Below are 23,130 nucleotides of genomic sequence, written 5' to 3'. Positions count from 1 at the left end.
TCAGCCCGTGCGCGTGACCAAGTGGAAGATGCTCGCCCAGTGGGAGAGGGCGGCGAGCACGACGAGCGTGTGGAACACCTCGTGATAGCCGAACGTCGAGGGCCACGGATCGGGCCGGCGGAGCGCATACACCACCGCTCCGGCCGTGTAGAGCACCCCGCCCGCGCCGAGCAGGGCCAACTCGGTGCCGTCGAGGGCTCCGAGGTACGCCGTGGGATGCAGGAGCAGCATCCATCCGGCCGCCAGGTAGACGGCGGCGACGAGGCCCGACGGGGCGTGCATCCACAACATGCGGATCGCCACGCCGGTCCCGGCGATCACCCAGGCCACGGTCAGCAGGACGACACGCGTCGCCCCGTCGAGCCCGACGACGATGACCCCGGTGTACGTGCCGGCGATCGCCAGCAGGATCGTCGAGTGGTCGACGCGTCGCAGCGCTCCTCGCAGGCGGGCTGACGCGTACGGCAGGTGGTAGACCCCGCTCACGGCGAGCATGCCGACGATGCCGATGCCGTAGACGATCAACGCGGCGCGCATGCCACCCGTCGGGGCGCGCACGGCGACGATCGTCATCAGCGTCACGGCGACCGGGACCGACCACCGGTGGATCACCCCGCGCCACGCCGGCCGTACGACCAGCGCGGCGACCGTGTCCATCACCTCAGCCTGACGCGTCATCGCCGGGAGCGTCGGTCGGAGTGCCGTGACGTCCGGCACCGGACGCGAAGCGCTGAGCGCCGGCGAGCGTCTCCCCGCTGGCGATCGTCTCCCGTCCCCGGCGAGCCTCGTTGAGGATCGCCGCGTCGATGTCGAGATCCCACTGCTCCAGGGCCGACAGGCGGTCGTTGCGCATGCACAACTGTGGGAGGGCGGCCAGCTCGTGAGCGAGGGCGACGGCAGCGGCGAGGGCTCCACCCGGCTCGGTGACGCGGTTGGCCAGCCCGATGCGTTCGGCCTCGACGCCGTCGACGCCTCGTCCCGTGAGGATCAGGTCGATCGCCCGGCTGTGGCCGATCAGCCGCGGCAGGTTGATCGTGCCGAGATCGACGAGAGGCACTCCGAAGCGCCGGCAGTAGACGCCCATCACGGCATCGGCGGCCACGACACGCAGATCGCACCACACGGCGAGCTCGAGCCCGCCGGCGACGGCCGGCCCCTCGATGGCGGCGATCACCGGCTTCGACAGCCGCATGCGGGTCGGGCCCATCGGGCCGGGCGTGGACAGGTCGGCGCCGACCGGGCGCCGATCGCCCTCGCTCAATGCCTTGAGATCGGCCCCGGCGCAGAAGTAGCCGCCAGACCCGGTGAGCACGGCGACCGACAGCGCGTCGTCGGCGTCGAACGCCTCGAACGCTTCTCGCATCGCCGCACCGGCGCGGGAATCGACTGCGTTGCGGCGGTGGGGCCGGTCGATGGTGACGATGCGCACCGGGCCGTCGTCGTGCACCCGGATGCCGGCGTCGCCGGAACTCGTCTCGCTCATCGCCCCATGCTCGCGCCGGCGCACGACCCGCCGGAGATCGAGGCGCACCGCCAAGCTGACGGTGAGGTGACGGCGAACCCGGTGCGACGACGCCATCGCGCGGCCAGACTGCGGGCGTGGAACGGCTGCACTGCCCGACATGCGGCAACGAGGTCTTCTTCGACTCGATGCGCTGCGTGCGTTGCGAGACGAGCCTCACCCTCCGCGTGCTGCCCGACGGAGGGCTCGACGTGGCGGACCTGGCCGTGACCGGCGGGTGTCGCAAGCGCGACGACTGGCGATGCAACTGGCGTCCCGACGACGGGGCCGTCACCACCGACGGCGGCCCGGCGTGGTGCCCGAGCTGCCTGATCGTCGACGCACCCGACGACGCCCGCCCCACGCTGCTCATCCCGTTCCTGTCGGCGCAGCGGCGGGCACTCTGGCAGCTCACCGCCCTCGGTGTGGAGTGGCGCACCGAACCGGCCCTGCGCTTCACGTACCGATCCCGTTCGGCAGGCGGCGCCGCGGTGATCGGGCATCTCGGCGGTCTGATCACCCTCGACCTCGACGAAGCCGATCCGGCGCGCGGCGAGCAGATCCGATCGACGCTCGGCGAGCAGTACCGCACGCCGCTCGGCCACATCCGCCACGAGCTGGGCCACTACGTCTGGCTCCGTCACGTCGCCGGCGATCCCCAGCGCCTCGGCGCGTTCCGCGCCACGTTCGGCGACGAGACCGCCGACTACCAGGCGGCGCTCGACCGGCACTACGCCCGCACCGACGACGGTGCGTGGCGCGACGAGCACGTGTCGTTCTACGCATCGGCGCACCCCTGGGAGGACTTCGCCGAGTCGTGGGCCCAGGTGATGCACATCCACGACGTCGTCTCCACGGGTGCCGCCTGGGGCGTGATCGAACCGCCCGCCGCTCCGTTCGACCCGGCGGAGTGGGTCTCTGCAGCGGTCACCGCCAGCCTCGCCGCCAACGAGCTCGCCCGGGCGATGGGAATGCGCGACCTCTACCCCTTCGCCCTCTCGTCCGGCGCCCGCCGCCGCATCGAGGCGTGCTGGCAGGTCGTCCACTTCCGGCCGTGACCAGGGCCCAAGGACCCACTGTGCAGTAACAAACGCCTTCTTGACCGGTAACCCCCGGTGTGGAAAAGTCGGCTGGCCGGGAAGAACCGGCAGCTCACCACGAACGAGCAGCAACCCCGCTGGCTCCTTTGACGAGGGGGAAGAATGCGTAAGCGCACAAGAGGTCTGTCGCTACTCGCGGCAGCCACGATGATCGGCGGCGCCGCCGTCGCCGCCACGGCGAGTGCCACCGCACCGCCCGACGGCACGGAAGCCGCCAGCACCGAGGCCGCCGGGACCGAGGCCATGGGCACGGAGGCCATGGGCACCGAAGCCATGGGCACCGAAGCCATGGGCACCGAAGCCATGGGCACCGAGGCCATGGGCACCGACGCCGCCGCCGGTAGCGACGCCCCCGACGCGGGCGCCATCGGCGCGGGCGCAGGCCGCGGCAGCGACAGCGGACTCGACGGCTACGACCTCGCCGGCACCACCGTCACCGTGTCGGGTGTGGAGGAGAACACCACCAACGAGGGCCAGGCCATGCAGGAGGCCCTCAACGTGTTCGCCGAAGAGCACGGGATGACGATCACCTACACCGGCGTTCGCAGCTTCGAGAGCGACATCGGCCAGCAGGTCGCAGGCGGCAGCCCGCCTGACATCGGCGTGTTCCCGCAGCCCGGCCGCATCGCCGGGTTCGCCGCCAGCGGCGACGCCTTCCCACTGCCCGACGACGTCGTGGCGGCGGTCGGTGAGGTGTGGGGTGACTCGTGGATGGCGTTGACGAACGTCGACGGCACCCAGTTCGGTGTTCCCTTCAAGGCCGACCTCAAGTCGCTCGTCTGGTACAAGCCCGCTCGCTTCGCCGAGCTCGGCTACGAGGTGCCCACGACCCTCGACGACTTCACGGCACTGCTCGAGCAGGCCGCCGCCGACGGCAACACGCCGCTGTGCGTCGGCATCGGCTCGGAAGGGGCCACCGGTTGGCCGTTCACGGACTGGATCGAGGAGCTCGTCCTGCGCAACCAGGGCATCGAGTTCTACAACCAGTGGGTCGCCAACGAGGTGCCGTTCAACTCGCCCGAGATCGTCGCCGACTTCGACCAGGTGATGAGCTGGTGGGCGCCTGAGAACGTGTACGCCGCGGGCGGTTCGATCGCCGGCACGGCGTTCGGACCCGACAACGCCCAGGCGCTCGTCGACGACAACTGCCTGATGCACCGCCAGGCGAGCTTCTTCGCCTCGTTCCTGGCCGAGGCCGGCGGAACCTTCGGCACCGAGGAGGGTCAGCTCGACTCCTTCTACTTCCCGGCCAACGAGGGCAACCCGACGCTCGTCGGCGGCATCAACGCCGCGGCGTTCGCCGACCGCCCCGAGGTCTGGGCAGTGATGCAGTACCTCGGCTCGGCCGAGTACGCCTCGGCCCGCCAGGAGTCGCAGGCCGCGCTCGCCGCCGCCGACAGCGGCGAAGGCGCCAGCTCGGGCTTCCTCACCGCCGCCGATGGTGTCGACACGTCGCTCTTCAACGAGCTCGAGCAGGGATTCATCGAGATCCTGCTCAACGCCGACCCCGTGGGCTTCGACGGCTCCGACGCGATGCCGGCCGAAGTCAATACGGCGTTCCTCACGCAGGCGACGGCATTCGTCAACGGTGAGGTCGATGCCCAAGGGGCAACCGACGCCATCGAGGCGGCGTGGCCGTGACCTCCCCGTCACGCTGAGCCCGACCTGATCAACGACGAGGGCTGCCGGTCACCGCAGGGTGACCGGCAGCCCTCGCTCGATCTGGCAGCATTCATGTCGACCCGGCCCGAGAGACGAGGGGACTCAGCGTTGACCACCACCGACATCGCCGCCGAACACACTGCTCGGCGCAGCTGGCAACTCCCACTCCCGCGGACTCCCGGCGCCATCATCAGGACCGTGCTGGCCGTCGCCGTCACCGTCTTCCTCATCTACTACGTCACGCCGTCACGGGTCGGCACCACCCTCCTCAAGGTGGTCGCGGCCGTGGGAATCTCCGTCGGTGCGTGGGTCGGCGCCAACCTGCTCTTCAACCGGGCGTACGCGCGCTGGACCCAGTTCGCGACCGCCACCGGATTCGTCGTCGGGTTCCTCACGTTCCTCGCCCTCGACGGCAACCGCATCCTGCGCGACACGGCCGCCCGGCCGTGGCTGTGGGCCGTCATCGGCGGCGTCGCCGTCGCCGCCGTGATGTTGGCGGTCTCCTCCGAGCAACTGCAGTCGGCCCGGCTGCCGGTCGCCGTCGGCGGGTTCGCCGGTGTCGGTGTGCTGCTGGCGGTCGCCGTCGACGAGTCGCGCCAGCCCGCCCTCGACTGGGCGAAGCTCCTCGTGTGCACCGGCATCGGCATCGCCATCGCCGTGGGACGACGGCTGCTCAGCAAGAAGGCCTCGGGCGATCGGCTGGTTCAGTCGGCGCTCACGGGCGGCGGCGTCGGCTGGCTCATCGGCGCCTGGGGCGGCGCCACGTTCGCCTCCACCGACGAGGCCGGCACCGTCATCGACGGCGGCTCGATCGCCGAGGCCCTCGTCGCCACGGTCATCCCCCTCGCCGCCATCGGCCTGGCCATCTCGATGCGCAGCCGGCCCGACGGCCTCCGCCGCCGTGAGATCGAGCAGCGCTCGCGCTCTTGGATCTTCCTCGTCCCCGCCCTGACGTTCATCCTCGGCGGGCTCCTCGTCCCCCTGGTGCAGACGGTCATCCAGTCGTTCCAAGACGCGCGGAGCGTCAACAACGTCGGGTTCGACAACTACCACCAGGTCATCACGGCGCCGAGCTTCTTCGACAAGTCGCGGTGGGACTGGCCGGACTTCTTCGGCAGCCGGCTGTTCTGGATCGCCATCGTGTTCGTCGGTGGTGCGCTCGCCATCGGCGTCTACAACGGCCGCAAGGTCCGGCGGGCGTTCGAGAACACACCGGGCACGACGATCGCCGCCCTCACCGGGTTCTTCTTCCTCGCCTGCCTCGTCCTCGGCACGCTGCGCGGCTCGATCATCAACAACCTCTGGTGGGTCATCACGGTCACGCTGCTGTCGACGGCGTTCGGCCTCGCCGTCGCCGTACTCGCCGACCGGGCGAAGGGTGAGAACGTCGCGAAGTCGCTGATCTTCCTGCCGATGGCGATCTCGTTCGTCGGCGCGGGCGTCATCTGGCGGCTGATCTACAAGCCGAAGAACATCAACGAACCGCAGAGCGGTGTGCTCAACGCGATCTGGTTCGGCCTCGGTCAGCTCAGCAACACGACGGTGCAGAAGTGGATCGTCTTCTTCGTGATCGCCCTCATCGTTGCCGGCCTCTGCTGGATCGCCTGGACGGGCGTGGCGACGCAGCAGTACTCGCGCGCCGGCTTCTCGCTCGGGGGCGCCTTCGTGCTCGGCCTGCTCGGCGTGCTGCTCGTCACCCGCGGTCTCGGCTTCGAGATCGTCGAGGACCGGGCCCTTCAGAACCAGCTGCCGTCGATCCCCGACGTCGTGCGTGACATCCCGTTCAACAACATGTGGCTGATGGTCGTGCTGATCTGGATCCAGACCGGCTTCGCCATGGTGATCTTCTCGTCGGCGATCAAGGCCGTGCCCACCGAGTTCCTCGAGGCGGCGAGCATCGACGGGGCGACGACGAGCCAGACGTTCTGGAAGGTGACGCTGCCCCAGCTGTTACCGACCATCGGGGTCGTCGTCACGACGCTCATCGTGAGTGTCATGAAGGTCTACGACATCATCCAGGTGATGACGGGTGGCCAGAGCGGCACCCAGGTGATCGCCTTCCAGATGATCGAGCAGGTCAACGCCGTCAACAACGGTAAAGCGGCCACGTACGCCACGCTGCTGTTCGTCGCCATCTTGCCCGTGATGGTCTACAACATCCGCAAGATGCAGAAGGAGGCCTGAGATGGGCGCTGCGATCATCGATCCCACTCGCTCCGACAACCGGCTCTACCGGTTCCTGCGCTCGGTGCCGACGTGGGTGCTGTGGCTCCTCGTCGTCGTGTGGATGACCCCCACGCTCGGTCTGCTCGTCAACTCGTTCCGCGAGCGGACCGTACAGACGCGCTCGGGCTGGTGGAACGTGCTGCTCGGTCACTGGGACGGCTTCACGCTCGACAACTACCGCGAGGTGCTGGCCGATGCGGCGGCCGGCGTGCCGACGATCCGATCGGGCCTCGCCAACTCATTGGCCATCGCCCTGCCGGCGACGATCATCCCGATCGCCATCGCCGCGTTCGCGGCCTACGCGTTCGCGTGGATCGACTTCAAGGGCCGCCAAGGGCTCTTCATCGCCACGGTGTCGCTGTTGGCGATCCCGTTGCAGGTGGCCCTCGTGCCCCTGCTGCGCCTCTTCAACTTCGGCGCCCACCTCACGATCCCCTGGCTCGACAAGACGATCACCGTGTTCCCGGACCTCGGCCTCGCCGGCACCACCAATGCCGTCTGGCTCAGCCACACGGCGTTCGGCATGCCGTTCGCCATCTTCCTGTTGCACAACTACATCTCGTCGTTGCCGCGAGACCTGTTCGAGGCGGCCCGCATCGACGGTGCCGACCACTTCCGCATCTTCTGGCGGCTCGTGCTGCCCTTGTCGGTGCCGGTCCTCGCCGCCTTCGCCATCTTCCAGTTCCTCTGGACGTGGAACGACTATCTCGTCGCCAACGTGCTGCTGCGCCTCATCGGGCAGCCCGACTACCAGCAGTACCCGACAACGATCGTGATCGCCGGTCAGGCGTCGGCGAACTTCGGCGCCTCCGAGCACCTGCTGACGGCCGGGGCGTTCGTCCAGTCGGCGATACCGCTCGTCGTGTTCTTCCTGCTGCAGCGATTCTTCGTCCGGGGCATCCTCGCCGGGTCGGTCAAGGGCTGATCGGCCGCCCACCCGTCCGAGTGGAGGATGCCCGCGGCAGGCCGTCAGCCCGCCGGCGTGCTCCAGCGCTCGGTGGGCGGATGAGCGGCGAACGAAGCCCGGACGATCACCGGATGCGTTCGCGCGTCTCGGGATCGAAGAAGTGCAGGTTGTCGCTCGTCACGGCGATCTCGATCATCGAGTCGGCCTTCGCCCGCGACCGCGGATGGAACCGGGCGACGGCGTTGGCGATGCCCTCGCCCATCTCCTGCTCGGGAGCGTCGGGATCGCCGGAGTCGACGGTCCGGGCGTCGATCACGAAGTGCACCATCAGCTCCGAGCCGAGCGCCTCGACGAGCTTGACCTGACCGCGGATGCGGCGGTCGGCGGGGGCGTCGTCGGGATCGATCACCTCGACGTCCTCGAAGTCCTCGGGGCGGATGCCGACGATGACGCGCCGACCCGAGTACTGGGCGAGCGAGGGGAAACCGGCGATCGTCGCCGGTCCGAACGCGACGGTCTGGCTGCCGATCTCGACCGTTCCGGAGTCGCCGTCGACGGTGAGCCCGGCGTCGTACAGGTTCATCGACGGCGAGCCGATGAACGCCGCGACGAACACGTTGGTCGGGTGATCGTAGAGCGTCTGCGGTGCGTCGACCTGCTGGAGGTAGCCGTCCTTGAGGACGGCGACACGGTCGCCCATCGTCATCGCCTCGACCTGGTCGTGGGTGACGTAGATCGTGGTGACGCCGAGGTCCCGCTGCAGGCGGGCGATCTCGGCGCGCATCTGGACGCGCAGCTTGGCGTCGAGGTTCGACAGCGGCTCGTCCATGAGGAACGCTGCCGGCTGGCGGACGATCGCCCGGCCCATCGCGACGCGCTGGCGCTGACCACCGGACAACTGACCCGGCTTGCGGTCGAGGTATGTGGTGAGCTCGAGCACCTCGGCGGCCTTCTTCACGCGGGTGGCGATCTCGTCTTTGGGCACGCGGGCGAGCTTGAGGGCGAAGCCGATGTTGTCGAACACCGTCATGTGCGGGTACAGCGCGTAGTTCTGGAAGACCATGGCGATGTCGCGGTCCTTCGGCTGCACGTCGTTGACGATGCGGTCGCCGATCATCAGCTTGCCGGCCGTGATGGTCTCGAGGCCGGCGACCATGCGCAGAGCGGTCGACTTGCCGCAGCCCGACGGGCCGACGAGGACGAGGAACTCACTGTCTGCGATCTCGAGGCTGAGATCGTGGATGGCATGGAAGCCGTTGTCGTAGATCTTGTTGACGTCTTCGAGCACCACTGTGGCCATCGGCACACCCTACTCGCCAACCACCGCGGCCACGGACGGTCGCATCGTCCATGTGTTCGTGGCCAGGGCACCGGTGAGAGCTTCGCCGGTGCGCCCGATAGCGTCTGACGACCGTGAATCAGATGAAGTCCCGCTTGCAGGCGCTCGGGCTGCTCGACCGGGCGCTCAGGGAGACGTCCGACGACGAGTTGACGGCCGCTGTCGCCGCCCTCGGCGACGACCATCGCGAGGCGATCGAGCGCCTCGTGGGCGAGACCGGCGACGCCGTCACCCCCGAGGCGATCCGCTCCGCCGCCACCAAGGGCCGCATGAACGGCACGATGGAGAGCATCGCCATCATCCTCACCGACGCCTGTCTCGCCGACTGCATCGAGAAGCTCGGCGACCACAGCGACAACCCCACCAGCGAGCAGCTGCGCGAGGTGCTGCCCGGCGTCGTCGAGCGTCACGGCCTCGCCATCACTCGCGTCATGCTGGCCTCCACCGTGGCCGGTGAAGCGGCTGCTGCGAACGTGATCCGCGATCTGCTGAAGAACGACGACCTCGTGAAGCTCCCCAAGGAGGAGCCACGGCGCATCGTTCCCGCCGTCGAGCCCACCGCCGAGGCCGCGCCCGACCCCGAGCGCGAGGCGCTCCGGGCCCGCCGCCTCGAGGCCCGCCGCCGCAAGCAGGCCGAAGCCGCCGCCCGCCGCGAACAAGCTTCCCGCGCCCGCAACCGCAACTGACGTTTCGTCCTCGGCTCGCATCGTCGCTTCGCTCCTCGCTCGCCTGCGGCGAGGTGATCGAAGAAGCTCGCTGCGCTCGCACGAAGAGTTGAAAGAGCGGCGGCGGAGCAAGCTCCGCTGGTCGCCGCATCGGAGGGGAATCCCCTCCGAACCTCCCCAACGGCGCTGTGCGCGATGGTCGCGACGCGACCGCTCCTCATCGGCGCGTTGATCGCGGATTCCGGAGCGCCGGTCAGAAGAGGGTGGCTTGGCCGCCCCGGATCCCGCGTTCGTGGTCGAGCAGCCAGATCTTCGTCTCGATGCCGCCGCCGAATCCGGTGAGGCTGCCGTTGGCGCCGATCACGCGGTGGCACGGGACGATGATCGGGATCGGATTGCGGCCGTTGGCCGCGCCCACGGCGCGTGATTTCCGGGCATCGCCGAGTCGGCGCGCCTGATCCCCATAGCTCACCGTCTCGCCGTACGGGATCTCCCGCAGGGCCTTCCACGCGGCGAGCTGGAAGGCCGTGCCTCGTGGGGCGAGCGGGACGCCGAAGTCGGTCCGTTCGCCGGCGAAGTACTCGTCGAGCTCGTCGGCGGCCTGCCGCAGCACGGGGTCACCGGAGTCCTCGGCGCCGCCCTCGCCCGGCGCGAGTGGGGAGTTGGCGAAGCGCAGCTCGACGAGTGCCCCGTCGGCGGCGACCAACGTCAACGGCCCGATCGGGCTGTCCACGACGAGGTGACGGCGGGGAGCGCCCGCGCGGGTGGTGACGTCGGTGGCTGCGTCGACGGGCATCAGGTGGCCTCCTTCGGGTGTGCGGTCGATGAGCGGGACGACGCGCCAAGCGCGCCCCAGAGATGATGCAGGGCGTAGGACCGCCACGGTCGCCAGTCGTCGGCGGCGGCGACGGGCAGCCCGAGCAGGGCGAGGCCCTGCTTCACGCCGAGATCGTCGGGGAGGAACACGTCGGGGTCGCCGAAGCCGCGCATGATCACGTAGTCGGCCGTCCACGGTCCGATCCCCGGCACGTCGAGGAGCGCACGGCGGGCATCGTCGCGATCGGCACCGACATCGAGCAGGACCTTGCCGAGCGACGCCCGCACGCCCAGGTCGACGAGCGTGGCGCGCCGGCGCATCGGCATGGCGAGGAGCCGGGGGTCGATGCCGGCGATCTCGTCGGGCGTCGGGAAGACATGGGTGAGGCCTCTCCCGGCGAGCGCCGGCGAGAGGCTCGCTCCCACGGCGGCGACGATCCGTCCGGTCACGGTGCGGGCGCCGAGGATCGACACCTGCTGGCCGACGACGGCCCGAACCGCCGTCTCGAACGGATCGGGGCTGCCCGGCACGCGGCGTCCCGGGTGACGGTCGACGAGCTCCCTCATCGCCGGGTACGAGCCGAGCACGTCGTCGATCGCCGTCGGGTCGGCGTCGAGGTCGAGCAGCCGACGGATCCGGCGGACGGCGGGTGCGAGATCACGCCAGTCATCGAGCACGAGCTCGACGCGTACGGCGGTCCGGCCGCCGACGTGGACGAGCTCGGGTTGGATCGCGGCGACGCCGTGACCGTGCGGGAGCACGAGCGAACGTCGGTACACGCCGTCGGCGAACGCTTCGGTGCCGGGCACGGCGCGGATGGCGAGGAAGCCGATCGTGCTCGTCAGGTCGAACGGCAGCCGCACGGCGAGGTCGACGATGACGGTGTTCGTGTGCTCGTCGAGTGGCGTCGCCCGGCGGGACGCCCTGTCCGGTCGCGCGGCGCGCAGCTCGCTGGGCGAGGCGGCGAACACGGCGCGCACGGTGTCGTTGAACTGTCGGACGCTGCCGAATCCGGCTGCGAACGAGATCGCCGTGAACGGCATCGTCGTCGTCTCGATGAGGACGCGGGCCACCTGGGCGCGCTGAGCTCGGGCGATGGCGAGCGGGCCGGCCCCGAGCTCGTCGGTGATGAGACGGTTGACGTGGCGCTCGCTGTAGTTGAGGCGTGCGGCGAGGCCCGTGACTCCCTCACGGTCGACGACGCCGTCGGCGATGAGGCGCATCGCCCGGGCGACGGCGTCGCCCCGGACGTCCCATTCGGGCGAGCCCGGCGAGGCGTCGGGTCGGCAGCGCTTGCACGCTCGATACCCGTGATCATGGGCGGCGGCGGCCGTGGCGAAGAACTCGACGTTCTGCCGCTTGGGCGTCACGGCCGGACAGCTCGGCCGGCAGTAGATGCCGGTCGTCTTGACGGCGGTCACGAAGTAGCCGTCGAACCGCCCGTCGCGGCTCGACACCGCCCGGTAGCACCACTCGTGATCGAGCTCCACGTCCACGAGTCTGCCCGCTCCGGCCGCGGCCGATGAGCGGGTTTCGGACAACCACCCGCCGGCGGCGAGCGTGTTCCGAGATAGTGCCTGGCACTATCTCGGAACGTCGGCCCGGTCAGTCGACGAGGTCGGGGTCGGCGGCGTCGATGACGCCGGTGAGCGCCTCCAGGGCGTCGGCATACGCGGAGTAGTTGCGGAGTCGGAACGCCGGCCAGTCGGCGACGGCCCCGGCGCGCACGGCATCGAGCAGGTCCCACGTCGGCTGCTCCTCGGCGACGTCGATCGACTCGGGCGACCGATCGTCGACGATGATCACGTCGGCCTGATACAGGTCGGCCTGCTCCCAGCTGAGCTGCTGCCAGTACGGGAACTCGGGGTCGGGATCGGGCACGACGATGTCGAGCCCCCACGACATGAAGTCGGCGAGCTCGGCCGCGTTCTCGGGGACGGCGACGTACAGCCCCTCGGTCGTGGGCGCGACGGCAAGCACGGTGAGACCCGGCTTGGCCTCGACCGCCGCGCTGAACGCGGCGACGGCGGCCTCGAAGCGGACGCGCTCGCCGGCCAGATCGGCGGCGTCGAGGTCGGCTCCGAGCGACACGGCGAGGTTCTCGAAGTCCTCGATCATCGCCACGACGGAGGGCCCCTGGGCGGGACCGACGACGGGCGCGATGTCGGTCATCAGCTCGTAGCCGTTGCCCGTCGACTCCTCCATGCCGCTGTAGCCGTCCTCGACGGGCCAGTACTCGGCGATGACGAGATCCGGTTCGAGCGCCGCGACGGCCTCGAGGTTGATGACGCCCCACTCCTCACCGACGATCTCGATGCCCTCGAGGTCGACACCCCGCAGGTACGGATCCGCGTCGACGTTGTCGTCGGCGAAGACCGCGACCGGCCGGATGCCGAGCGGGATCAACGCGGCGGCCGCCCCGGAGTGCATCACGATGCGCTCGGGCACCTCGTCGAGCGTGGTCGTGCGACCGCTGCCGTCCGTGTACGACCACACACCGTCGACCACCGTCGCCGGCGACTCGGCAGCCGGCGACTCGGCACGCGAGCCCGGAGGAACCGACGTGGCCGACACCGCGGCCGCGGAAGCGGGAGCGACCACCGCCACGGCGAGGGCCGTGGCGGCGACGAGGCGAGAGCGTCGAAGCATGGATGTGTCCTCCGTTCGTCAGGGCAGCCGGCAGTTGAGATCTTGACTACCTGACGCATCATATGAAGTAAACCTCACAACCACGTCATCGAGACCCCCGTCTGGTCCGTGCCGGAGCGAAGGGCATCGTTACCATCGCCGCGATGCGGCTCACCACGCTCTCACGCTCCGTCGCCGGCCATCGCGTCATCGTCACCGGCGCGGCGAGCGGCATGGGACGGGCGACGGCTCATCTGTTCGCCGACGAGGGCGCGCGTGTCGCCGTCGTCGACGTCACTGCCGATCGGGTCGACACGGTCGTCGACGAGATCACGACGGCCCACGGACCCGACGCCGCCCGCGGCTTCGTCGCCGACCTGGCGTCGGCCGACGAGGGCGAGCGCACCGTCGCCGGGGCGACGGGATGGCTGGGTGGCCTCGACGCCCTCGTCAACAACGCGGGCGTGTCGCTGGTGACGTCGGCCTTCCAGGACGCCCAGTCCTTCTGGGAGAACTGGGACCGCACGCTCGCCGTCAACATCACGGCCTACGCGCATCTCGCCCGGCTCGCCACACCGCTGCTCATCGAGAGCGGCAAGGGGCGCATCGTGAACATCGCGTCCACCGAGGCGATCGTGGCCACCGCGGGCATCGCCGCCTACAGCGCGTCGAAAGCCGCCGTCACCGGGCTCACGCGCAGCCTCGCCGTCGAGCTCGGACGGCACGGCGTGACCGTCAACTGCATCTGTCCCGGCCCGATCAACACCGGGATGACCGCCGGCATCGCCGACGACGACAAGGCGACGTACGCCCGCCGCAAGGTGCCGCTGCGCCGCTACGGCGAGCCGGAGGAGGTCGCCCAGATGACGTTGAGCCTGTGCCTTCCCGCGGCCAGCTTCCTCAATGGGGCCACCATCCCGGTCGACGGGGGGATGACGATCCGCCACACCTGAGCGCAGCGCCGCGGTCAGCCGTCGAGCACCTCGTGCAGCTTGGCCGCGAACGCCTCGGGCTGGCCGTGCTGGCCGAACTCGCCGCCGAGGAACCCGGCGTGGCCACTCGGGAACACGGCGAGCTCCACGCCGAGTGCAGCAGCCGTCGCCGCGGCGGCGCGGCCGGTCATCTGGTTGGCCGACTCCTCGCCCGCCGCGAGGACGATCCGCGTCGACGCGGCGCGCAACGCCTCGACGTCGGGCTCGTACGGGACACACGTGCGATTGTTCTGCCCGAGCAGCGGGTCATCGCGGGATCCGTCGTCGTCGACGGGCAGCCCGAACGCCGCCGGATCGGGATCCGGCTCGCCGGCGAACGACGGCACCGGGCCCTCGACCATCACGACGCGGAGGAACTTCGCCATCGCCGGGCCCATGCCGCGCCGGCGATAGGTCTCGCCGATGTCGTCGTTGGCCGCCAGCACCTCGTCGCGATCGGGAAGGAACGCGGCGAGCGGCGGCTCGTGGGCGACGAGTGTGCGGACCAGGTGCGGGTGCGCGGCGACCAGGGCCAAGGCGTTGACGGCGCCACCGCTGCTGGCCAGCACGTCGACGGGCCCTCCTCCGATCGCTTCGATGACGCGACGGATGTCGTCGGCGTGCTGCTCGGGCGTCGACTCGGTCGCCCCGTCGGTCCGGGTGCTCCGTCCGACGCCGCGGGGGTCGTACGTGACGACGCGACGGTCGGCGAAGTAGGGCGCCAGGCTGCCGAAGCCCAGCGCTTCCATCGGCGAGGCGACCATCACCAGCGTCGGATGTTCGCCCGATGCGTCGGCGCGCTCGCGGATGTCGAACGTGACGATCGCGCCGTCGGCCTCGACGGTCTGGGTCTGGGTCTGGATCTCGGTCATCGGATGCTCTGTGTCTCTCAAGGGTGGTCCCCACCAGTGTCCGACCGGGAGCGGTCACGGAACAACGACCGATCACGACTGACACCAAGTAGTGTCGCTCATCGATGTGGCGCTCGGTCGAGCTCCGGGAGATCCGCCTGTTCCTCATCCTCGCCGAGGAGCTGCACTTCGGCCGGACCGCCGAACGCGCAGGGGTCACGCAGTCACGCGTGAGTCAGAGCGTGCGCGAGCTCGAGCGCAAGCTCGGGGTCCAGCTCGCCCGCCGGACGAGCCGCCGCGTCGAACTGACCGCGGCGGGAGAACGCTTCCGCTCCGACGCGGGCAGCGCCCTTGACGCGCTCGAGCGCGTCCTGGCCGCCACCGAGCGGGCGAGCAGCGACGTCAGCGATCCGGTCCGTCTCGGGGTGATCGCCGCCGCGGTCGTCGGTCCCGAGGTGCGAGCGATCATCGAGGCTCACCAGCGCGCCTACCCCGCAAGCCGTGTGGAGATGGTCGGCCTGCCGTTCCGCGACCGCTTCGGTCCGCTCCGACGCGGCGAGGTCGACGTCATGGTGGCGTCGCTCCCGGTCGGGATCCCCGGCGTGGTGACCGGTCGCGTGCTGTCCCGCCACCCACGCATGCTGGCGGTCGCCCGGGACCATCCGCTGGCCGGGCGCGCGTCCATCTCCATCGAGGACCTGGCCGACCACGCCATCGCCGACCTCGACATCGAGGCGCCCCGGGACCTCGTCGCCGCGATGACACCGACCACGACGCCGTCCGGGCGGCCGATACGGCGGATACCACTGCGCGCCGACGAGGCCAGCACGCTCATCTTGGCCGTGGCCGACGGGACGGTCGTCCACCCGGTGACGTCGGCGTTCGCCGCGACCTACGCCCACCCCGACGTCACCTACGTGCGCATCCACGATCTGCCGCCGTCCCGATCGGCCCTCGCCTGGCGCGCCCGCGATCGCCACCGCGGGCTGCGGGCGTTCCTCGCGGCCGCCGATGAGGTGGCCGCCCGCGGCTGACCGCGCCGATCAGGCGCGTCTCGGGGGCGGGCCGGTGCGGCGACGCCTATTCGCCGCAGACCGGGACGAACGCGGGGCCGGCGCCCGCGGGCACCGTCAGCGCCGGCGTGGCGGCCGGACGGGGCAACGTCACCGTCCACAACATCCACACCCCGAACACGCACAGGGCGACCGCCGAGCCGAACCCGACGCGCTTGCCGAGGGCATCGGCCAGGGCCCCGAGCGTCAGGCCACCGACGGCGGTGCCGATCTCGAAGAACATCGTGAACGAGCTGATCGCCCGCGCCCGGTCGCGATCCGACGCCCGGTTGACGGTGAGCGCCATCAACGACGGATACAGGAACGCCATGCCGCACCCGACCAGGCCGGCGGCCACCCACAGTGCCCACTGCTGGGGCACGGCGGCGAGCAACGCCAACCCTCCGCCGAGCGCCGTGAAGGCCACTGTCACGGACGTGCGGGGACCGAGCCGCTCGGGCACCCGCGCGCCGGCAACCCGCAGGGCGAGACACACGAGACTGTAGGTGGTGAACAAGCCGCCCGATCCCGACATCCCGAGCGATCGGGAGTGGTCGGGGAGGAATGCCGAGAACGTCGAGTAGGCCGCCATTCCCACTGCGAGCACGAGACCCGGCGCCAGCGCGGCGGGATGGATGAACGCGGCGCGGCCGGTCCCGTCGAGATCGATCGACCCGGAGTCGATGCCCTCGACGGGGCTCGTGCTCGACACGCCACGCACCCACTTCGGCACGGCCACCGACAAGCCGGCAGCGAGGGCGGCGCACCCGGCGGCGAGGATGAACGCCTCGCGGAAGCCGTTGTGGTCCATCACCAGGTCGCCGAGCAGCGGTCCCACCCCGATGCCGCCGTAGACGGCGACCGAGAAGTAGCTGGACGCCTCGGCCTGGCGATGGGCCGGCGCGAGATCGGCCACGAGCGTCGCCGCGCCGACGAACAGCGCCGCCTCGCCGATGCCGGTCAGCCCGCGCAGGACGAGGAGCGCCGGAAGCGAGTCGACGAAGCCGTACATCGAGCCGACGACGGCGGCCAGCAACGATCCGCCGATCATGAGCGCCCGGCGGCCGAAGCGGTCGATGAGGCGGCCGATCAGGGGCCGTACGGCGATCGCCGCCCCGGCGAACGCGGCGATGGCCAGGCCGACGCCGAGCTCGCCGCCGCGCATCTCGTCCTCCACGTAGGTGGGGATGATCGGCACCAGCACGCCCACGTAGACGAAGAACGCGAAGACCGCCATCGTGACCGCCACGAACGGCCGCGTGACGAGACGCGCCGGCGCCTCGGTGGGTTCGGCGGCGGTCGCGGTCAACACGTCAGCAATCCTGCTGGTTGACCGCGCCGTCGCCACGACCGCGTTACGTCGGTGTTGCGAAATTCACACCGAACAGCGCTCGGCGCGCCGGCCGCCGCGGCTGGCAGGAGGTCACGTGGCGAGCTGTTCGACCCGGCGGACGTCGACCGCGACCGAGAGCTGCTGCTCGGCCTGCGGACCGATGACGACTCCCCGCACCGGCGGCACGTCGCCGTAGTCGCGGCCCCAGGCCACCGTGATGTGGCGGTGCGTCGGCAGGCGGTCGTTCGTCGGGTCGAAGTCGACCCAGCCGATGCTCGGCACCCACAGCGACGCCCAGGCGTGGGAAGCGTCGGCACCGACGAGCCGCTCGGCGCCCGGAGGAGGATCCGTCTCGAGGTAGCCGCTCACGTACCGCGCCGACAGGCCGAGGAGACGCAGGCCGCTCACCGCCAGGTGGGCGAAGTCCTGGCACACGCCGCGGCGCGCGGCGAGCACCGCCGACAGCGGGGTGGACACGTCCGTGAACGACGGGTCGTAGTCGAACGTGGTGTAGATCGCCGAGCAGAACGCCCGCGCCGCGTCGATCACCGGCCGACCGGGCCGGAACGCGTCCTCGACGATGATCCGCAGCTCGCGCCGATCCTCGTCGGTGGTCACCAGCGGCAGCCCGCCGGCGAAGGGCCGCACCTGCAGCGCCTCTCCCCCGCGTACCGCATCCACCGCGTCGGCCACCGCCTCCCACGGCGGACCGTCGCCGTCGAGCGTCATCGGCTCGAACACGACCTCCGACGTCGCCGCCACCACCAGCGAGTCGTGCTGGTGGTGCATCCCGATCTGCAGCACGCGATTGCCGAACGCGTCGATGTGCTCGAACCGCTCGTCCGGCTCGGGCGTCACGTCGACGAGGGCCCGCTCCACCATCTGCTCCGGCGTCGGCCGGGGCAGGAGGTAGGCGACCGTGTACCCGTCGGTCATCGGTTGGGAGTACTCGTACCTCGTCTCGTGGCGGACGAGGTACCGGCTGGCGGTCATCGCCGGGCCGCCGGGTCGCTCCGCCTGGCGCGCACCACGACGGGCTTGACCGGCGTGGCGAACCACGTGTCGACGACCTCGCCGGCGAAGGCGCCGACCGCGTCGTGCACCACCCGTACGCGATCGACGACGGGATCGGAACCGGCGAGGGCGTCCGCCGGCACCGCGGCCACCATCTCGGTCAGCAGCGCCACCCGCGCCGATCCCTCGGGCCAATCGACGTCGGCGACGTGCTCGGCCACACGATCGAGGCACGACACGAAGGCGCGGGGGTTGTCTCGGTCCCGAAGCAGGAGCTCGAGCGTCGGCGCGATCTCCACATCACTGCGGTATTGCCGTCGGTAGGCGATCAGGCACTCGTTGGCGGCGAGAAGGCTTTCCAGGGCGTTCGTCGCCACGACATCGACGATCGGGACGCCGATCTCCCGTGCGTCATCGGTCTCCGGCTCGACGAACGCTGACACCAGCTCGAGAACGATCAACGCCCGTTCCAGGCGGATGCCGATGTCGCCGAACCGCCACGCCGGCCCCCGGACCGTCGACTCGTTCCACATCCCCATGTAGGCAGCCAGCGCCGCCAGCACGTCGTCGATGGCGTCGATCGGCGCCGCGCCCTCGTCGAACGAGTCGAGGAGCCGGACGATCGTATTGAGGATGCGGGCGGTGTTGGAGGCGAGGAACTCGCCGACCGTCGCTGCTTCGGCGACGAAGCTGCGCAAGCGTGAGACGAGCGCCTCGGTCGTCGCCACCAGCTCGGCGTCGAGCTCTGCGTACGGCGTCCGGCGAACGTCCTGCTGGTCCTCGTCGTCGGTCGACTGGACCGCCTCGTTGCGCACGACCCGCAAGGCACCGGCCATGCGCCGGGCCCAGGCGCCGCGCTGGAACGTGACGAGCCCCGGATCCTGCCGACGCCGCGCCGCGATCACGCGCAGCGTTCGGGCGATCGCCTCGGCTCGCTCGGCCGCCCGGCCCGACCAGAACAGGGCGTCGGCCGCCCGCGTGGGGACCGACGCCGCGAGGTCGACCTGCGGGAGCTGCGGTGCGACGATCACGGGGAGGGCGGCGTGCTCCCCGATCACCCACACGTCCTTGGCCCGCCGGGCGCCGGGATCCCGCGGGTCGTCGCCGGGGCCGAGCACCCGCCCGTTGCCACCGGGCATCACGGCCACGCCGTCGGGTCCGGCCACGGCGTGGAGCCGCACGACGACCGACGCCTCCGACACGTCGCCGTTGCGGAAGATCGGGTACTGGGCGAGCTCGACGGATCGGGCGTGCTCGCCACCGAGCATCGGCAGCCTGAACGACTCACCGGTGAGGGCCTCCGCAGCTGCCGCCCACCCGTCGGCGAGCTCGCTGTCCTCGATCACGCCGCTGCCGTGGGCGTTGGCGAGCACGACGCCTCGTTCGGCGACGGCGCCGAGCAGTCCGGGCACGCCCTCGCCCCCCGGCGCGCCGATCTCGATCGGATCGAGGTGGTCGTCCTCGATACGGCGATAGACAACGTCGACCGGGTCGAGGTTCATCCGCCGCCCGCTGCGCATGCGGAACGGCGCCCCGTCACCGTCGCGCTGCTCACCGTCCGTGCCGGCGGCGAGCGTGCGCAGCCACAACCGCCCCTGGCGGACGACGAGGTCGGGCCGCTCGACGAGCGTGAACCCCAACGTCCGGGCCAGCGACGAGTGCTCGACGTAGCCCGGGTGGTTGACACCACCGGTGAAGAGCACGATGCGCGGATTGGTGGCGGCCGTGGTGGTGATCAGCGCATGGCGCAGCTCGGCCGGGAAGCCATTGAGCGACGCGATGTCGCCGACGTCACCCGATCCGAGTCGCGACCCGAGGATCTCGTCGGCGACGCGCATCATCGCCGACCGGTCGAGCAACGCGTAGCCGACGCCGGTCGGGGCGTCCGTGAAGTCCTGCACGATCCGCCACGTTCCGTCGGCGAGGGCGACGACGTCGGCGGCGTAGGTGGTCAACCAGCGCGGCGGAGCCGGCGCACCGACCGTCGCCATGCGATACCGCCGGCTCGAGCTCAGCGCCTCGCCGGCAACGACCCCGTCGCGGACGAGCTGCCGCGGCCCGTAGAGGTCGGCGAGGATCGACTCGAACGCCCGCATGCGCTGGGCGATGGCCGCGGCCAACCTGTCGAACGTCGGTCCGTCGACGATCAGCGGGACGGGGTCGATGCGCCACGGCCGGCTCCCTGCCTCGTCGGGCCGAACGTTCATCTCGTGGACGAGATGACCCGCACCCGAGGCCGCGATCACCCGGTCCGCTTCCGCCTGGCGCCGGCTCAGCGCCACGCGATCACGCAGGAGATGGTCGAGCAACTCGGCCGTGTTCGGTGACGACACGGGCTACGACCGTACGCGCTCGGGGGCGATCGTGTCGCTATCCGAGCCGGAGGTAGCGGTCGTGGATGCGCTTGTCGAGCTGCGCGAGGGCGACCTGGATGGCGTCCATCGAGTCGTCCAGTTCCTCGCCCGCCAGCGTGCCGTCACCCGATCCGGCGGTGGATTCGCGCAGTGCGGCGTCGACGAGGTCGACCTCGTCGAACAGGGCGGTGGGGTCGGGCAGTTCACCGAGCGCCCGGCGGATCTCGCGCAGCAACGCCCGGACGGCGCGGGGGAAGCGATCGTGTTCGAGCAGGAAGCGGACCACCGACGCGCCCTCCACCGGACCGCGGACCGCCCGCTGGTACATCTGCAGGGCCGACAGCGAGCGCAGCACTCCCATCCACTGCAGCTCGTCGTGCTGATGAGTCTCCTCGCTCTCGCGCTCCTCGAGGAGCGCGGCGGCACGGACGCCGAGGACGCGCGTCGTCATGTCGGCCCGCTCGAGGGCCCGCCCGAGGCGCCACATCGCGTAGGCCTCGTCGTGGTTCATCGTGGTCGCGAGGATGCCGTCGAGACGCCTGCTGTCGGCGATGACGCGACCGAGGAACCGCTCTCGGGCGCGTCGATCGACGCCCCGGTCGACCTCGGTCGAGACGTAGAGGTACAGGTCGTTGAGGGCCTGCCAGCCGTCTCGCGGGACGGTCTCGCGTGTGGTGCGGAGGTTCTCGCGGGCCGCCGACACGCAGCTGACGACGCTGGCGAGGTTCTCGCGGTCGGCGAGCAGGAATTCGACGACGGCCGTCTCGGTGTCCTTCGTCTCGGGGGCGTCACCACCGAAGCGCGAGTCGTACTGGGCGCCGCTGCCGACGATGGCGATGACCGGCCGCCACATGATCTGCGCGTGCGTCGGCAGGTCGGCGAGCATGTCGCCGTGGGCCCGCACGATGCGGGCCACGTCCTCGGCCCGCTCGATGTAACGCGCCGCCCAATAGATACGGTCCGCCACCCTCGACAACAGATTCGTCGCCATCAGTGTCGTCCTCGGCGGCATCGCTTCGCTCGCCGCCTGCGGCGAGTTGTCGAAGAGCTCGCTTCGCTCGCGCTGTTCTGCTGGCGGCGGCGGAGCAAGCTCCGCTGATCGCCGCATCGAAGGGGGGAATCCCCCCTTCGAGCATCCCCCCTTCGGAGTCGGATCGTTGATCGGTCCGCGACCGGTCGACGCCGGATCGTGGGGCAACAGGGCGAGGCGACCGAAACCATCAATACGTACCCCAGCCGGCGCCGAGGTCGACGATCCAGGTGTCCTTGGAGCCGCCGCCTTGCGAGGAGTTGACGATGAGACTGTCCTTGGGCAGGGCGACCCTGGTGAGGCCGCCGGCGGTGACGTAGCTGGTCTCGCCGGTGAGGATGAACGGCCGCAGGTCGACATGTCGTGGCTCGAGGCCATCCTCGACGAGCGTGGGGGCCGTGGAGAGCTGGAGGATCGGCTGGGCCACCCAGTTGCGGGGATCGTTGCGGACGGCTTCGGCGGCGGCGGCCAGCTCCTTGTCGCTCGCCCGGTTGCCGATGAGGATGCCGTAGCCGCCCGACTCGTTGGCCGGCTTGAGCACGAGCTCGCGCAGGTTGTCGAGCACGAACGTCCGCTCATCGTCGTAGAGGCACCGGTACGTCGGCACGTTGTCGATCTGCGGTTCCTCGCCGAGGTAGTAGCGGATGACGTCGGGCACCCACGCGTACACGACCTTGTCGTCTGCGACGCCGGCGCCCGGCGCGTTGGCGATGGCCACGCGGCCGGACTTCCACGCCCGCATCAGGCCGGGCACACCGAGCATCGACTCCGGGTTGAACACCTCGGGGTCGAGGAACATGTCGTCGATGCGGCGGTAGATCACGTCGACCGGCTCGAGGCCGTCGATCGTCCGCATGAACACGCGGTCGCCCGAACTGCCGTCGCTGGTGACGACGAGGTCGCCGCCTTCGACGAGCGTGGCTCCCATGCGCTGGGCGAGGAAGGAATGCTCGAAGTACGCCGAGTTGAAGATGCCCGGCGTGAGGACGGCCACGCTCGGCGTGGCGACGTCGTCGGGGGCGAGTGAGCGGAGCAGCTTGGCCAGCTCCTCGGTGTACGAGTCGACCGGGGCGATGCTCTGGCGGGCGAAGACCTCGGGGAACGCCCGCTTGCAGACCGCCCGGTTCTCCAGCACGTAGCTCACCCCCGACGGCACGCGCAGGTTGTCCTCGAGCACGTACATCGTGCCGTCGGAGTCCCGTACGAGATCGGAGCCGGAGATGTGGGCCCAGACGCCGAAGCGCGGGTGCACGCCCGTGCACTCGGGCCGGAAGTTCGCCGAGTCGGCGAGGAGGTCGGCGGGGAAGACGCCGTCGGCGACGATCCGCTGGTCGTTGTAGAGGTCGTCGATGAAGCGGTTGAGGGCGACGAGTCGCTGCACGAGGCCGCGTTCGATGCGGGCCCATTCCGTGGCCTCGATGATGCGCGGGATGACGTCGAACGGCCACGCCCGGTCGATGCCGCGCCCGTCCGAGTACACGGTGAACGTGATGCCCTGGGTGAGGATGTCGGCGGTGGCCGCGGCCTGCCGGCTCCGCAGCTCGTCGAGCTCGAGCGAGTTGATCACGGCGTAGAGCTCGTCGGCGGCCGGGCGCGGCAACCCCTCGCTGTCGACGAGTTCGTCCCACGGTTCCGGCATCGGCGAGGACACTAGGCGAACGCGAGATGAACGTGCTCGGT

The 23,130-nt window shown here is 70.6% G+C and carries 19 protein-coding genes; 7 read left to right on the top strand and 12 right to left on the bottom strand.

What is annotated here, in order from left to right:
* Window positions 1–678, bottom strand: coding sequence for a PAQR family membrane homeostasis protein TrhA (trhA, locus tag DN771_RS19365; protein ID WP_116999205.1), 678 nt, complete (start codon window positions 676–678; stop codon window positions 1–3).
* Window positions 662–1,483 carry a crotonase/enoyl-CoA hydratase family protein gene (locus DN771_RS19360; protein ID WP_116999247.1) on the bottom strand — a complete coding sequence of 274 codons (822 nt, stop codon included), beginning with the start codon at window positions 1,481–1,483 and terminating at the stop codon, window positions 662–664. The genes trhA and DN771_RS19360 overlap by 17 nt, the downstream gene beginning before the upstream one ends.
* A 116-nt stretch (window positions 1,484–1,599) precedes the next feature.
* On the opposite strand from DN771_RS19360, the gene DN771_RS19355 reads away from it, so the two are divergent.
* From DN771_RS19355 to DN771_RS19340, 4 genes are all read left to right on the top strand, one after another.
* Window positions 1,600–2,559, top strand: coding sequence for a putative zinc-binding metallopeptidase (locus tag DN771_RS19355; protein WP_116999204.1), 960 nt, complete (start codon window positions 1,600–1,602; stop codon window positions 2,557–2,559).
* Between the two features lie 144 nt (window positions 2,560–2,703).
* Window positions 2,704–4,242 carry an extracellular solute-binding protein gene (locus tag DN771_RS19350; RefSeq protein WP_162942149.1) on the top strand — a complete coding sequence of 513 codons (1,539 nt, stop codon included), beginning with the start codon at window positions 2,704–2,706 and terminating at the stop codon, window positions 4,240–4,242.
* A gap of 129 nt (window positions 4,243–4,371) precedes the next feature.
* Complete coding sequence (locus tag DN771_RS19345) at window positions 4,372–6,447, top strand: carbohydrate ABC transporter permease (protein ID WP_116999202.1); 2,076 nt, start codon at window positions 4,372–4,374, stop codon at window positions 6,445–6,447.
* A gap of 1 nt (window position 6,448) precedes the next feature.
* A complete protein-coding gene (locus DN771_RS19340; RefSeq protein ID WP_116999201.1) occupies window positions 6,449–7,414 on the top strand; it encodes a carbohydrate ABC transporter permease in 966 nt (321 codons plus the stop codon).
* 106 nt (window positions 7,415–7,520) lie between these two features.
* Here DN771_RS19340 and DN771_RS19335 read toward each other — a convergent pair whose 3' ends face one another.
* Window positions 7,521–8,696 carry an ABC transporter ATP-binding protein gene (locus DN771_RS19335; RefSeq protein ID WP_116999200.1) on the bottom strand — a complete coding sequence of 392 codons (1,176 nt, stop codon included), beginning with the start codon at window positions 8,694–8,696 and terminating at the stop codon, window positions 7,521–7,523.
* A 122-nt stretch (window positions 8,697–8,818) separates the two neighbouring features.
* Between DN771_RS19335 and DN771_RS19330 the strand changes: the two genes are divergently transcribed.
* Entirely contained in the window at window positions 8,819–9,421 is a 603-nt protein-coding gene (locus DN771_RS19330; RefSeq protein ID WP_116999199.1) for a hypothetical protein, read from the top strand.
* Window positions 9,422–9,653: 232 nt separating this feature from the next.
* On the opposite strand, the gene DN771_RS30710 is transcribed toward DN771_RS19330, so the two are convergent.
* The 3 genes from DN771_RS30710 to DN771_RS19315 all read right to left on the bottom strand — a co-directional run bounded on the left by DN771_RS30710 (window position 9,654) and on the right by DN771_RS19315 (window position 12,866).
* Window positions 9,654–10,196, bottom strand: coding sequence for a methylated-DNA--[protein]-cysteine S-methyltransferase (locus tag DN771_RS30710; RefSeq protein ID WP_116999198.1), 543 nt, complete (start codon window positions 10,194–10,196; stop codon window positions 9,654–9,656).
* On the bottom strand, window positions 10,196–11,707 hold the full coding sequence (locus DN771_RS19320) for a DNA-3-methyladenine glycosylase 2 (protein ID WP_116999246.1): 1,512 nt from the start codon (window positions 11,705–11,707) through the stop codon (window positions 10,196–10,198). Before DN771_RS19320 ends, DN771_RS30710 begins: the two co-directional genes overlap by 1 nt.
* A gap of 115 nt (window positions 11,708–11,822) precedes the next feature.
* Entirely contained in the window at window positions 11,823–12,866 is a 1,044-nt protein-coding gene (locus tag DN771_RS19315) for an ABC transporter substrate-binding protein (protein ID WP_116999197.1), read from the bottom strand.
* 143 nt (window positions 12,867–13,009) lie between these two features.
* On the opposite strand from DN771_RS19315, the gene DN771_RS19310 reads away from it, so the two are divergent.
* Entirely contained in the window at window positions 13,010–13,798 is a 789-nt protein-coding gene (locus DN771_RS19310; protein ID WP_116999196.1) for an SDR family NAD(P)-dependent oxidoreductase, read from the top strand.
* Between the two features lie 14 nt (window positions 13,799–13,812).
* Here DN771_RS19310 and DN771_RS19305 read toward each other — a convergent pair whose 3' ends face one another.
* Window positions 13,813–14,688 (bottom strand): alpha/beta fold hydrolase, encoded by an 876-nt coding sequence (locus tag DN771_RS19305; RefSeq protein ID WP_116999195.1) that lies wholly within the window; start codon window positions 14,686–14,688, stop codon window positions 13,813–13,815.
* Between the two features lie 104 nt (window positions 14,689–14,792).
* Between DN771_RS19305 and DN771_RS19300 the strand changes: the two genes are divergently transcribed.
* The gene (locus DN771_RS19300) at window positions 14,793–15,701 is read left to right on the top strand and encodes a LysR family transcriptional regulator (RefSeq protein WP_116999194.1); all 909 of its coding nucleotides are present in this window, start codon (window positions 14,793–14,795) and stop codon (window positions 15,699–15,701) included.
* A gap of 46 nt (window positions 15,702–15,747) precedes the next feature.
* Here DN771_RS19300 and DN771_RS19295 read toward each other — a convergent pair whose 3' ends face one another.
* The 5 genes from DN771_RS19295 to DN771_RS19275 form a co-directional block, all read right to left on the bottom strand.
* Window positions 15,748–17,031 (bottom strand): MFS transporter, encoded by a 1,284-nt coding sequence (locus tag DN771_RS19295; RefSeq protein WP_116999193.1) that lies wholly within the window; start codon window positions 17,029–17,031, stop codon window positions 15,748–15,750.
* 111 nt (window positions 17,032–17,142) lie between these two features.
* Window positions 17,143–18,045 (bottom strand): transglutaminase family protein, encoded by a 903-nt coding sequence (locus DN771_RS19290; protein WP_162942148.1) that lies wholly within the window; start codon window positions 18,043–18,045, stop codon window positions 17,143–17,145.
* Window positions 18,042–20,399 (bottom strand): circularly permuted type 2 ATP-grasp protein, encoded by a 2,358-nt coding sequence (locus DN771_RS19285; RefSeq protein ID WP_116999191.1) that lies wholly within the window; start codon window positions 20,397–20,399, stop codon window positions 18,042–18,044. The genes DN771_RS19290 and DN771_RS19285 overlap by 4 nt, the downstream gene beginning before the upstream one ends.
* A 37-nt stretch (window positions 20,400–20,436) precedes the next feature.
* Complete coding sequence (locus DN771_RS19280; RefSeq protein WP_162942147.1) at window positions 20,437–21,411, bottom strand: alpha-E domain-containing protein; 975 nt, start codon at window positions 21,409–21,411, stop codon at window positions 20,437–20,439.
* 229 nt (window positions 21,412–21,640) lie between these two features.
* Complete coding sequence (locus DN771_RS19275) at window positions 21,641–23,089, bottom strand: circularly permuted type 2 ATP-grasp protein (RefSeq protein WP_116999189.1); 1,449 nt, start codon at window positions 23,087–23,089, stop codon at window positions 21,641–21,643.
* Window positions 23,090–23,130 lie beyond the last annotated feature (41 nt).

Origin of the sequence: Desertimonas flava (assembly GCF_003426815.1) — a bacterium.
Lineage (GTDB): Bacteria > Actinomycetota > Acidimicrobiia > Acidimicrobiales > Ilumatobacteraceae > Desertimonas > Desertimonas flava.
This window is presented reverse-complemented; position numbering and strand designations above follow the sequence as displayed.